Source organism: Pseudomonas sp. MIL9, assembly GCF_016887925.1.
GTDB lineage: Bacteria > Pseudomonadota > Gammaproteobacteria > Pseudomonadales > Pseudomonadaceae > Aquipseudomonas > Aquipseudomonas mohnii.
Window position 1 is genome coordinate 389,868 of sequence record NZ_JAFEHE010000004.1, and the last position, 12,277, is coordinate 402,144.

Here is a 12,277-nt window from a genome sequence, read left to right on the forward strand (position 1 = left end):
CCCTCATACACCTCTAATTCTCTATCCACTGCCAGACCTCTGGCGGCGGATTTGTTGCGTCACTGCATTGTCATCTTTCTGTCATACAGGATCGCTAGGGTGTGCGCATGAATGATCTGGCCAATTCCAACATGACTACTAATCCCCCCAAGCGGATTGATTTCAATACGCCTGAGCTGCAACGCAAGCGCCGCATTCGCGCGCTCAAAGATCGCCTGACCCGCTGGTACGTCCTCGTGGGTGGCCTGGCTGTGCTGGGTGCGATCACGTTGATCTTTTTCTTCCTTGCCTATGTCGTCGCGCCCCTGTTCCAGGGTGCCAGCCTGACCGCCAAGGACGCCATCACGCCTGCCTGGATGCAAGACGCCGGCAAGCCGCTGATGATCTCCCTGGAAGAGCAGAACCAAGTGGCCATGCGGGTTTCCGACAAAGGCCAGGCGCTGTTCTTCGATATCGACAGTGGCGCTGAACTCAAGCGCGTCGACTTGCCCGTTCCGGCCGGTGTCACCGTGACCTCCATTGCTGAAGACCAGCCAGGTCACCCGCTGGTGGCCGTGGGCCTGTCCAACGGTCAGGCATTGGTATTCCGTCACACTTATAAAGTCAGTTACCCGGACGGCAAGAAAACCATTTCGCCAGCGGTCGAATACCCGTACGGCGAAACGCCGATCGTGGTGAACGAGGCGGGCGGTGCGCTGGAGCACGTCAGCCTCAACGCCAACGATTCGACCCTGATGCTGGTCGGTGCCACCGGTTCGCAACTCAATGTGTTGTCGCTGACCAGCGAAGAAAACATGATGACCGGCGAAATCACCAACGAGCAGAAGCGTATCGATCTGCCGCAAATGACCGAGCCGGTGAAAAACATCTTCGTCGATCCGCGTCAGCAATGGTTGTACGTGGTCAACGGGCGTGCCCAGGCCGACGTATTCAGCCTGCGCGACAAGAGCCTCAACGGTCGTTACAAACTGCTTGAAGACGGTGAAGCCCAAGTCACTGCCAGCACGCAACTGGTTGGCGGTATCTCGCTGATCGTCGGCGACTCCAAAGGTGGCCTGGCTCAATGGTTCATGGCGCGCGACCATGATGGCGAGCAACGCCTGAAGCAGATCCGTACCTTCCAGATGGGCACCACGCCGATTGTTGAAATCACTGCCGAAGAGCGCCGCAAGGGCTTCGTCGCCCTGGACGCCTCCGGCAAGCTCGGCGTGTTCCACAGTACGGCCCACCGCACCTTGCTGGTGGATCAGGTGGTCGAAGGCCAAGGCATTTTCGGCCTGTCGCCACGGGCCAACCGAGTGATCGTGGAAGCCGGTGGCAAGCTGCAACCATTGCTGCTCGACAACCCGCACCCGGAAGTTTCGTGGAGCGCGCTGTGGAGCAAGGTCTGGTACGAGAACTACGACGAACCTAAATACGTCTGGCAATCGACCGCCGCCAACACCGATTTCGAACCCAAGCTGAGCCTGTCGCCGCTGACCTTCGGTACCCTCAAGGCCGCGTTCTACGCCATGCTGCTGGCGGCTCCACTGGCCGTCGCCGCTGCGATCTACACCGCGTACTTCATGGCACCGGGCATGCGCCGCAAGGTCAAGCCGGTGATCGAACTGATGGAAGCGATGCCGACGGTGATCCTCGGTTTCTTCGCCGGTCTGTTCCTCGCCCCGTATGTAGAAGGGCACCTGCCGGGCATCTTCAGCCTGCTGATGCTCGTGCCGATCGGCATTCTGGTCGCCGGTTTCGTCTTCAGTCGCCTGCCTGAATCCATTCGCCTGAAAGTGCCGGATGGCTGGGAAAGCGCAATCCTGATTCCGGTGATCCTCTTCGTTGGCTGGCTCTCGCTGTACATGAGCCCGTTCATGGAGAACTGGTTCTTCGGCGGCGACATGCGCATGTGGATCTCCCACGACCTGGGCATCACCTACGACCAGCGCAACGCACTGGTGGTCGGTCTGGCCATGGGCTTTGCGGTCATCCCGAACATCTACTCCATCGCCGAAGACGCCGTGTTCAGCGTACCGCGTGGCCTCACCCTCGGCTCCCTGGCCCTCGGTGCCACGCCGTGGCAGACGATGACGCGCGTGGTGATCCTCACCGCCAGCCCGGGCATTTTCTCGGCGCTGATGATCGGCATGGGCCGTGCGGTCGGTGAAACCATGATCGTGTTGATGGCCACCGGTAACACCCCGGTCATGGAGATGAACCTGTTCGAAGGCCTGCGCACCCTGGCCGCCAACGTCGCGGTGGAAATGCCCGAATCGGAAGTCGGCGGCAGTCACTACCGCGTGCTGTTCCTCTCGGCGCTGGTGTTGCTGTTGTTCACCTTCGTCATGAACACCCTCGCGGAACTGATTCGTCAGCGTCTGCGCAAGAAATACTCGTCGCTTTAAGAAAGGTAGAAGTCTGTGAAACAGAACTCCCTGAATGGATGGTTCAAGAGCGGCGCCCCCGGCGTCTGGATCAGCGGTGGCGCGGTGTCCATCGCGGTCATCATGACCATTGGCCTGCTGGCGGTGATCGCCGTGCGCGGTCTGGGTCACTTCTGGCCGGCGGATCTGATCCACGCCAACTACGACGTGCCGGGCCAGGCTAATCACTTGGTCATTGGCGAAGTGGTACAGAAGGAAGAAGTGCCCCGTGCACGTCTGAAGTCCGCTGGTTTGCCGGTGCCGGATCAAGGCCCGGAATTCATGACCCGCGAGCTGATCAAGGTCGGCAACCGCGACCTGAACGGCAACGACTTCACCTGGACCGTCGGCGAGTGGCTGACCAACCAGACGACGCCGCCGGAGCTGATGGCCATCGAGCGTCGTGAGTGGGGCAACTTCTACGGCTACCTGGTCAACGTCAAACAGGACGGCAAGGTCATCGCTGAAGGCGAAGCCGCATGGCCTGAGTTGCAGGCCCGTGTGGATCGCGTCAACAAGCTGGCCGCTCAGCTCAAGAGCCTGGAAAAAACCGACATCGGCGCGATCAACGCCGGTCTCGAACGCATCCGCTTGCACGGTCGCAAGCTGGAGCTGGAAGGCAAACTCGACCCTGCCGCGCAAGCGGACATGGAATCCGGGCGCGCCGAGCTGAACGCTCGCTATCAAGAGGTCGAAGCACGTCTGGCCGATCTGCACGCGCAGTTCAACCGCGACAGCCTCACGGCCCGCGATGCCAACGGCAAGGAAGTCGAAATCGGCATCGGCAAAGTGGTTCACGCCTATCAGCCGAACGCCATGAGCACCATGACCAAGATCGGCTTCTACTTCAGCAAGGTCTGGGAGTTCCTGAGCGACGACCCGCGTGAAGCGAACACCGAAGGCGGGATTTTCCCGGCGATCTTCGGCACCGTGATGATGACCCTGATCATGGCGATGATCGTCACCCCGTTCGGCGTGCTGGCGGCGGTGTACCTGCGTGAATACGCCAAGCAGAACACCCTGACCCGCGTGATCCGCATCGCAGTGAACAACCTGGCGGGCGTTCCGGCCATCGTGTACGGCGTGTTCGGTCTGGGCTTCTTCGTCTACGTGCTGGGTGGTTCGGTCGACCGGTTGTTCTTCCCGGAAGCCTTGCCGGCACCGACCTTCGGTACGCCGGGCCTGCTCTGGGCTTCGCTGACCCTGGCACTGCTGGCGGTGCCGGTGGTGATCGTGGCCACCGAAGAAGGCCTGGCGCGGATTCCCCGCACCGTTCGCGAAGGCTCGTTGGCCCTTGGCGCGACCAAGGCTGAAACCTTGTGGAAGATCGTGCTGCCGATGGCCAGCCCGGCGATGATGACCGGCATGATCCTCGCCGTGGCACGCGCCGCCGGTGAAGTGGCGCCGCTGATGCTGGTGGGTGTGGTGAAACTGGCGCCGTCGCTGCCGGTGGACGGTAACTACCCGTACCTGCACCTGGACCAGAAGATCATGCACTTGGGCTTCCATATCTATGACGTCGGCTTCCAGAGCCCGAACGTCGAGGCCGCGCGGCCGCTGGTATACGCCACGGCGCTGCTGCTGGTCCTGGTGATCGCGACATTGAACCTGTCGGCCGTGTGGATCCGTAACCACCTGCGCGAGAAGTACAAGGCGCTGGATAGTTAAGCAGGATCGACTCGGTCCCTGTGGGAGCTGGCTTGCCAGCGATGCAGACGATGCGGTTTATCAGTCACACCGCAGCGATGCCATCGCTGGCAAGCCAGCTCCCACAAGGGATCGCAGCCAGACATGAATTTTGAGTAACCCGCTGGCAGACCAGCGGCTAAACGAACCGAATTTGTTAGCACAGGGAGCCTCCCATGCAGCACGAAGCACATACCCACGGCATCAACATGTCGGCCCTGGGTCGCGACAAGCAGAGCCTGAATCTCGAGCAGGAAACCGTGGCCATCGAGGTACCGAGCCTGAGCCTGTTCTACGGTGAGAAACAAGCGCTGTACGACGTCAGCATGAACATCCCGAAACAGCGCGTGACCGCCTTCATCGGCCCGTCCGGCTGCGGCAAGTCCACATTGCTGCGTACGTTCAACCGCATGAACGATCTGGTGGATGGCTGCCGCGTCGAAGGCGCGATCAACCTGTACGGCAACAACATCTATCGCAAGGGCGAAGACGTGGCCGAGCTGCGTCGTCGCGTCGGCATGGTGTTCCAGAAGCCGAACCCGTTCCCGAAAACCATCTATGAAAACGTGGTTTACGGCCTGCGGATCCAGGGCATCAACAAGAAGCGCATCCTCGACGAAGCGGTCGAGTGGGCGTTGAAAGGCGCGGCCCTGTGGGATGAAGTCAAAGACCGTCTGCATGAATCGGCACTGGGCCTGTCCGGTGGTCAGCAGCAACGTCTGGTCATCGCCCGCACCATCGCCGTGGAACCGGAAGTGCTGCTGCTCGACGAACCGTGCTCGGCACTCGACCCGATCTCGACGCTGAAAGTCGAAGAGCTGATCTACGAACTGAAATCCAAATTCACCATCGTCATCGTGACCCACAACATGCAACAGGCCGCTCGGGTATCCGACTACACGGCCTTCATGTACATGGGCAAACTGGTGGAATTCGGCGACACCGACACCCTGTTCACCAATCCGGCGAAGAAGCAGACCGAAGACTACATCACCGGTCGTTACGGCTAGGAAGTTGTAGTTGCTCACTGAACTGACGCTGCGGTCCACCGCACCTTACCGGACGCTCCAAGGACGCCAACATGATTAGCAAAGAAGGCCTTACCCACCACATCTCCCAGCAGTTCAACGCCGAACTGGAGGAAGTGCGCAGCCACCTCCTGGCCATGGGCGGTCTGGTGGAAAAACAGGTCAACGACGCGGTCACCGCGCTGATCGAGGCCGATTCCGGCCTGGCCCAGCAGGTTCGCGAAATCGACGACCAGATCAATCAGATGGAACGCAACATCGACGAAGAATGCCTGCGCATTCTGGCCCGTCGTCAGCCGGCGGCGTCTGACCTGCGTCTGATCATCAGCATCTCCAAGTCGGTGATCGACCTGGAGCGCATCGGTGATGAAGCGACCAAGATCGCCCGTCGTGCCATCCAGTTGTGCGAAGAAGGCGAAGCGCCGCGTGGCTACGTCGAAGTGCGCCACATCGGCGACCAGGTACGTAACATGGTTCGTGACGCGTTGGACGCCTTTGCCCGTTTCGACGCCGATCTGGCGTTGTCCGTGGCGCAGTACGACAAAATCATCGACCGTGAATACAAGACCGCCCTGCGTGAGCTGGCGACCTACATGATGGAAGACCCGCGCTCTATCTCGCGCGTCTTGAGCATTATCTGGGTGTTGCGTTCGCTGGAGCGCATCGGCGACCACGCGCGCAATATTTCCGAGTTGGTGATTTACCTGGTGCGCGGCACTGACGTACGTCACCTTGGCCTCAAGCGCATGAAAGAAGAAGTTGAAGGAACCGCCGGCGAAACCGCTAATGTTCCGGGCAAACCTGACGATAAGTAAGATTGCCCAAGTAAAGCGCCCGGCCTATTGGCCGGGCGTTTTTGTTTGCGGTTCTCGAATTCGAAAAGCAGCACCCGCGAACGAAAAGTCCCGGCGTGACTGAAGGTTTTGGCAATATGCCATCAGCAAAGCGGTATGCTTGCCGGGGTTTTTTAAGGGGTTATGGATGAGTAAGGTCAGTGTGTTGGTCGTGGACGATGCCTCGTTTATTCGTGACCTGGTGAAGAAATGCCTGCGTAACTATTTCCCGGGCATGCGGATCGAAGACGCCATCAATGGCAAAAAGGCTCAGGCATTGCTGGCCCGGGAAGTGTTCGACCTGGTGCTGTGCGACTGGGAAATGCCGGAAATGTCCGGCCTGGAACTGCTGACCTGGTGTCGCGGGCAGGACAGCCTCAAAACCATGCCGTTTGTGATGGTGACCAGCCGTGGCGACAAGGAGAACGTCGTCCAGGCAATCCAGGCCGGGGTTTCCGGCTATGTCAGCAAGCCGTTCACCAACGAGCAATTGATCAACAAGGTCAGGCAGGCACTGCACAAGGTCGGCAAGCTCGACGCGTTGGTGAACGTTGCATCGACGAAAACGAGTTCGGCGTTCGGCAACGACTCCCTGAATGCATTGACCGGCGGCAAGGCCGCCGTGGTCGCGCCATCGCCTTCTGCCCCGACTCCTGCTGCCGCGCCATCCCGTGGTTTGCTCAACAGTCCGCCGGTCAAGGCTCCCGCTCCTGCTGCCACTGGGGCGGGTGGGCGTGGTCAGGGGCAATTGCGCCTGCCCAACGGTATCCAGCCATGCGTGATCAAGGCGCTGAGCCTCAAGGAAGCGCTGCTGGTGGTGAAACGCTCCGAAACACTGCCACAAGTACTGGACAGTGCCGTGCTCGACCTGGAGCAGGGCGACAACGCCGAGACTGCTCGTCTGAATGGCTATTTGCACGCCGTCGTCGCCCATGAGCCCAAGCCGGACAGCGACTGGTTGCAATTGACCTTCCGTTTCGTCGATCAGGACTCGCAGAAGCTCGATTACATTTCCCGCCTGATCGCCCGTGGCACCGCACAGAAGCACTTCGTTCCGGGCGCGTAAGTCAGGCGTCGCCTGTCAGCCAGCCATCGCGGGCAAGCCCGCTCCCACAGGTACAGTGCAGAACCTGTGGGAGCGGGCTTGCCCGCGATGACGCTAGAGCAGTCACCACACATCAGCTAAACCATCCACTTCGAAACATCTGCCGACAACACAGGTCAATTCCGACTGCTAGGCTCATTCCAGGCCTCACACGACAGAATCCTGCCCATGCTCGCGCGCCTGCTGTTTTTATGTGGTCTGTTCATGGCCGCCACCCCGGCGATGGCCGTGACGATCTACAAGTCCACCGACGCCAATGGCGTGGTCTCCTACAGTGACCGCCCCACGAAAGGCTCCAAGGTGTTCACCTTCCGCGATCGCATGGAAGAGCACCTTGAGCGTCAGGTGTACCTGGTGATCATGAAGAAGGAAGGCGTGGACAGCGTATACGTGCGAAACGACCTCTATGCGCCGGTGGAAATCGAATTGAGTTTCGATGGCTTGAAGAACGTCAGTGGCGCGCCGAGCCGGCCGATTCGTCGGGTGATGCCGTCACGCAGCAGCATTCGCCTGGCGATGCTCACGGCCACGGAGGCCACAAGGCCGATCGCCTATATCCCCAGGTTCGAATACTCCCTGGGCGACCCCGCAGGCGCCTCCATGGCCTATCGATACCCGTTGCCCTGGCGTGGCGGGCCGTTTCGCATGACACAGGGCGCCGAGGGCCAATACAGCCACTTTGGGCCGAAGAACCGTTACGCCATCGATATCGCCATGCCTGAAGGCACACCGATCATTGCCGCACGTGGCGGGGTCGTGGTGAAGATCGAAAACGGGCAGACCGGACGCGGCACTAATCCATCGGGCAATTTCGTGCGGGTGTTGCACGATGACGGGACCATGGGCGTGTACCTGCACCTGAAGAAAGGTTCGGTCAGCGTTCGGGAGGGGCAAAGGGTCATGGTGGGCACCGCGCTTGCGCTGTCGGGCAATACTGGCAACAGCAGCGGGCCGCATCTGCATTTCGTGGTGCAGCGCAATACCGGGATGGGCCTGGTGTCGATTCCGTATCAGTTCAACCAGCCGGTGAGCTCATTGCCCAACTTTGCGTTGGGCAAGCAATAACGAGGGTTTGCGAAAACTAATTGTGGCGAGGGAGCAAGCTCCCTCGCCACAAGCGCCGGGTGCAGCACTCAGTCCAGCATCAAGACCTTGGCCAGAATGATCTTCGGCCCTTTCATCTTCTTGATGATGATGCGCAGGCCTTCGACTTCCAGCACTTCTTCCTCTTCCGGTACGCGTTTCAGGGTTTCGTAGACCAGCCCTGCGAGGGTTTCGGCTTCAACGTGGTCCAGGTCGATGCCCAGCAGCCGCTCGACCTTGAACAGTGGCGTATCGCCCCGTACCAGCAGTTTGCCCGGCTGATAGGCGAGGATCCCGCGTTCGGCCTTGCGGTGTTCGTCCTGAATGTCGCCCACCAGCACTTCCAGCACGTCTTCCATGGTCAGGTAGCCGATGATGTTGCCGTCGGCCTCTTCAACCACGGCGAAGTGCGAGCCGCCCTTGCGGAACTGTTCGAGCAGTTGCGACAGCGGCATGTGCCTGGACACGCGCTCCAGCGGACGGGTCAGTTCGGCCAGGTTGAACGACTCGGGAATATGATCCAGTGCCGCCAGTTCAAGCAGCAGGTCCTTGATGTGCAGCAGGCCGACGAACTCCTGGCGCTCACTGTCGTACACCGGATAACGGCTGAACTTGTGGCGACGGAACATCGCCAGGATTTCCTTGAGGGGGGCGTTGAACTCCAGTGTCACGAGGTCTTCGCGGGAGTTGGCCCAGTCGACCACTTCCAGTTCGCCCATTTCCACCGCCGAAGCCAATACGCGCATGCCTTGGTCGCTCGGGTCCTGGCCACGGCTGGAGTGCAGGATCAGTTTCAGTTCTTCGCGGCTGTAGTGATGCTCGTGATGCGGGCCGGGCTCGCCCTGGCCGGCGATGCGCAGGATCGCGTTGGCGCTGGCGTTGAGCAAGTAGATCGCCGGGTACATGGCCCAGTAGAACAGGTACAGCGGCACGGCGGTCCACAGCGACAGCAGCTCGGGCTTGCGGATGGCCCAGGATTTCGGGGCCAGTTCGCCGACCACGATGTGCAGGTACGAGATGACAAAAAACGCAGCGAAGAACGAAACGCCTTTGATCACTTCGGCCGATTGCACGCCGACGGCGTCGAGCAACGGTTCGAGGATGTGCGCGAACGCCGGTTCGCCGACCCAGCCGAGGCCCAGGGAGGCGAGGGTGATACCCAGTTGGCACGCCGACAGGTAGGCATCGAGCTGACTGTGCACGGTCCGCAGGATTTGCCCGCGCCAGCCGTGTTGTTCAGCGATGGCTTCGACCCGGGTCGAGCGCAGTTTGACCATGGCAAATTCCGCCGCAACGAAAAAACCGTTGAGCAACACCAGGATCAGAGCAAAAAGAATCATGCCGAAGTCGGCGAACAGTGTGGCGAGGGTCAAACCAGGGGAAGGGTCCATGATGGAGTTTTGCGGGTTCCGTGTATTCGAAAGGAAAGAAAAAGTGGGCCTGAAAGGCAGGCACAAGTCAGCCAATGTAGCGGCTGACTCAGCGATTGCCTAGTACTGCTATCAGTCCATTGGACTAATGACCCTGGATTTGCTGACCTGGGCGGGGGCGAAATGGCAGGTAAAGGTACTGCCGTGCCCCGGCACGCTGCTGATTTCCATCCGTGCGCGGTGGCGCAACAGCACGTGTTTGACGATCGCCAGCCCCAGGCCGGTGCCACCGGTATTGGAGTTGCGACTGGAGTCGACGCGATAGAAGCGTTCGGTCAGGCGCGGCAGGTGTTTGCTGTCGATGCCGATCCCGGAATCCTGCACGCTCAGGTGCGCGCCTTGTTCATCGCCCCACCAGCGAATGCGGATGTTGCCTTCGGCCTGGGTGTACTTGACCGCGTTGAACACCAGGTTGGAAAAAGCGCTGCGCAGTTCGGCTTCGCTGCCCTTGAGCAGAATCGTCGGGTCGGCTTCCAGGGTGATGTGCTGGTTTTTCTGGCCGGAGAGCTGCTGAGCGTCACTCTTGATCGACTGCAACAGGCCATCGATGGCCACTGGCTGGTTATCCGATGGGTAATCGGTCGCTTCGAGCTTGGCCAGCAGCAGCAAGTCATTGAGCAGCGTCTGCATGCGCCCGCCTTGTTGCTGCATTTGCTGCAAGGCGCGACTCCAGCGCGGGTTCACGTCCTCGACGTTGTCGAGCAGGGTTTCCAGGTAGCCGCAAATCACCGTCAGGGGTGTGCGTAATTCATGGGAAACGTTGGCGATGAAGTCTTTGCGCATCTGCTCGAGCTGATGGATGCGTGTGACGTCGCGTACCAGCATCAGGTGCTCGTTGTTGCCGTAGCGGGTGATGTACAGCTGGATACGCATCCGGTCGTTGGTCGGCGAAGGGATTTCCAGCGGCTCGGCGTAGCTGTCCTGCTCGAAGTATTCCTTGAAGCGCGGGTGGCGCACCAGGTTGGTCACCGGCTGACCGCTGTCCTGTGGCGTCTTGAGGCCCAGCAGGGTTTCGGCGGCGCGGTTCCACCATTCCAGGTTGCCGTCGCTGTCGAGCATGACCACCGCATCTTTCAATGCGGCGGTGGATTCCTGAACCCGGTCGATCACCGCTTGCAACCGCCCGCGCACTCGCTGATCACGACGCTGCAGGTGATAGATGCTGTCGAACACTTCGCCCCACAGGCCATAGCCATCGGGCGGGGCTTCATCGGGTTGGTGCAGGCGCAGCCACTCGTGCAGGCGCAGCAGTTGCTTGAGGGTCCAGGCCAAGTAGAGGCCCAAGCCCGCGGCGAGGCTCCAGCCGTAGTAGCCGCTGATCAAGCCGATCACCAGGCAAGCGGTGACCAGCAGCAGCATGTGGCGAATCAGGGTGCCATGCCAGTTTTGGTTCACGAAAAATATGCGTCCTTGTCAGCGAGTCTGGCGGCCGGCTCAGGCCTTGGTAGAGAAGCGGTAGCCGGTTCCGCGCACGGTTTGTACCAGGTTTTCGTAGGCGTCGCCGAGAGCTTTGCGCAGGCGCCGGATGTGCACATCGACGGTGCGCTCTTCGACATAGACATTGCCGCCCCAGACCTGATCCAGCAACTGGCCGCGCGTGTAGGCGCGTTCCTGGTGGGTCATGAAGAATTGCAGCAGGCGGTATTCGGTCGGCCCCATTTCGGCCGGTTTGCCGTCGATGGTCACGCGGTGGCCGATCGGGTCCAACAGCAGGCCACCGACTTCAATCGGCGCTTCGCCATCGGTAGGACCGGCGCGGCGCAGCACGGCTTTGAGGCGTGCGACCAGCTCACGGGGGGAAAAGGGTTTGGTGATGTAATCGTCGGCACCGACTTCCAGGCCCTGGATCTTGTTGTCCTCTTCGCCCTTGGCGGTGAGCATGATGATCGGGATATCACCGGTCAGTTCATCGCGCTTGAGGCGGCGGGCCAATTCGATGCCGGAGGTGCCGGGCAGCATCCAGTCGAGCAGGATCAAGTCCGGTTTGCGGTCGACGATAATGGCGTGGGCCTGCTGGGAGTTCTCGGCCTCCAGGCAGTCATAGCCGGCCATTTCCAATGCAACGGCGATCATTTCGCGAATAGGCGCTTCGTCGTCGACGATCAGAATGCTCCTGCCAACCATGCCTTAATCCTCTTGTCATTTAACTGTCTTGCGCCGCATTAGATAACGGAATTATTGCAGTCGTGTGACAGTATTTTAGTCGCCCGGCGATCGTCGTGAACCTGAACTAAGCTCTAAGTCCGAATCCTGACAACCGCAAAGGAAGGTTTCCATGAATTGCATCGCTCAATCCTGGAAGGCGTTACTGGTAACGGCCGCGCTAACGCTGCCGACCCTGGCGCTCGCCGCTGAACCGGTGATGATGAAAGACGGCATGATGGTCGACCATAAAGGCATGACCGTATACACGTTCGATAAGGACTCAGGCGGCAAGTCGATGTGTAATGGTGATTGCGCGAAGAATTGGCCACCCATGATGGCTCCGGCCGGCGCCAAGGCCGAAGGCAAATTTACGCCCATCAAGCGCGATGACGGCATGATGCAGTGGGCGTATGACGGTAAGCCGCTGTACACCTTCGTGAAGGACGAAAAGCCTGGAGAAATGAAGGGTGACGGCATGAAAGACGTCTGGCACATCGTTCATGAGTCGCAGAAGTAACCGACTCGATCCGCCCCCGCGTGAATGCTCTGCGGGGGCGAT

Annotated in this window: 10 protein-coding genes; 7 read left to right on the forward strand and 3 right to left on the reverse strand. The window is 60.2% G+C overall.

The genetic code is table 11. The features are described from left to right. Window positions 1–107 precede the first annotated feature (107 nt). The 6 genes from JQF37_RS06240 (at window position 108) to JQF37_RS06265 (ending at window position 8,125) form a co-directional block, all read left to right on the forward strand. Window positions 108–2,390, forward strand: coding sequence for an ABC transporter permease subunit (locus JQF37_RS06240; protein ID WP_130205582.1), 2,283 nt, complete (start codon window positions 108–110; stop codon window positions 2,388–2,390). Window positions 2,391–2,405: 15 nt separating this feature from the next. Beyond that, a complete protein-coding gene (pstA, locus tag JQF37_RS06245) occupies window positions 2,406–4,076 on the forward strand; it encodes a phosphate ABC transporter permease PstA (protein WP_130205584.1) in 1,671 nt (556 codons plus the stop codon). A 194-nt stretch (window positions 4,077–4,270) separates the two neighbouring features. Further along, complete coding sequence (gene pstB / locus JQF37_RS06250; protein ID WP_047535196.1) at window positions 4,271–5,104, forward strand: phosphate ABC transporter ATP-binding protein PstB; 834 nt, start codon at window positions 4,271–4,273, stop codon at window positions 5,102–5,104. A 71-nt stretch (window positions 5,105–5,175) separates the two neighbouring features. Further along, window positions 5,176–5,937: a phosphate signaling complex protein PhoU gene (gene phoU, locus JQF37_RS06255; protein WP_047535192.1), complete on the forward strand. Its 762-nt coding sequence runs from the start codon at window positions 5,176–5,178 to the stop codon at window positions 5,935–5,937. Between the two features lie 166 nt (window positions 5,938–6,103). Beyond that, window positions 6,104–7,021 (forward strand): response regulator, encoded by a 918-nt coding sequence (locus JQF37_RS06260; protein ID WP_130205586.1) that lies wholly within the window; start codon window positions 6,104–6,106, stop codon window positions 7,019–7,021. A gap of 207 nt (window positions 7,022–7,228) precedes the next feature. After that, window positions 7,229–8,125: a peptidoglycan DD-metalloendopeptidase family protein gene (locus JQF37_RS06265; protein WP_130205588.1), complete on the forward strand. Its 897-nt coding sequence runs from the start codon at window positions 7,229–7,231 to the stop codon at window positions 8,123–8,125. A 68-nt stretch (window positions 8,126–8,193) separates the two neighbouring features. On the opposite strand, the gene JQF37_RS06270 is transcribed toward JQF37_RS06265, so the two are convergent. The 3 genes from JQF37_RS06270 to phoB all read right to left on the reverse strand — a co-directional run bounded on the left by JQF37_RS06270 (window position 8,194) and on the right by phoB (window position 11,697). Further along, window positions 8,194–9,534 (reverse strand): hemolysin family protein, encoded by a 1,341-nt coding sequence (locus JQF37_RS06270; protein WP_047535182.1) that lies wholly within the window; start codon window positions 9,532–9,534, stop codon window positions 8,194–8,196. 111 nt (window positions 9,535–9,645) lie between these two features. After that, the gene (gene phoR, locus JQF37_RS06275; protein WP_206770258.1) at window positions 9,646–10,932 is read right to left on the reverse strand and encodes a phosphate regulon sensor histidine kinase PhoR; all 1,287 of its coding nucleotides are present in this window, start codon (window positions 10,930–10,932) and stop codon (window positions 9,646–9,648) included. A gap of 75 nt (window positions 10,933–11,007) precedes the next feature. Next, entirely contained in the window at window positions 11,008–11,697 is a 690-nt protein-coding gene (gene phoB / locus JQF37_RS06280; protein WP_034149326.1) for a phosphate regulon transcriptional regulator PhoB, read from the reverse strand. Between the two features lie 151 nt (window positions 11,698–11,848). On the opposite strand from phoB, the gene JQF37_RS06285 reads away from it, so the two are divergent. Continuing rightward, window positions 11,849–12,235, forward strand: coding sequence for a hypothetical protein (locus JQF37_RS06285; protein ID WP_130205592.1), 387 nt, complete (start codon window positions 11,849–11,851; stop codon window positions 12,233–12,235). Window positions 12,236–12,277: the final 42 nt, after the last annotated feature.

Excerpts from the sequence above, each read along its gene's own strand:
- JQF37_RS06240 (WP_130205582.1), top strand. The coding sequence starts at position 108 with ATGAATGATCTGGCCAATTCCAACATGACTACTAATCCCCCCAAGCGG.
- pstB (WP_047535196.1), top strand. The coding sequence starts at position 4,271 with ATGCAGCACGAAGCACATACCCACGGCATCAACATGTCGGCCCTGGGT.
- phoU (WP_047535192.1), top strand. The coding sequence starts at position 5,176 with ATGATTAGCAAAGAAGGCCTTACCCACCACATCTCCCAGCAGTTCAAC.
- JQF37_RS06260 (WP_130205586.1), top strand. The coding sequence starts at position 6,104 with ATGAGTAAGGTCAGTGTGTTGGTCGTGGACGATGCCTCGTTTATTCGT.
- JQF37_RS06265 (WP_130205588.1), top strand. The coding sequence starts at position 7,229 with ATGCTCGCGCGCCTGCTGTTTTTATGTGGTCTGTTCATGGCCGCCACC.
- JQF37_RS06270 (WP_047535182.1), bottom strand. The coding sequence starts at position 9,534 with ATGGACCCTTCCCCTGGTTTGACCCTCGCCACACTGTTCGCCGACTTC.
- phoR (WP_206770258.1), bottom strand. The coding sequence starts at position 10,932 with ATGCTGCTGCTGGTCACCGCTTGCCTGGTGATCGGCTTGATCAGCGGC.
- phoB (WP_034149326.1), bottom strand. The coding sequence starts at position 11,697 with ATGGTTGGCAGGAGCATTCTGATCGTCGACGACGAAGCGCCTATTCGC.
- JQF37_RS06285 (WP_130205592.1), top strand. The coding sequence starts at position 11,849 with ATGAATTGCATCGCTCAATCCTGGAAGGCGTTACTGGTAACGGCCGCG.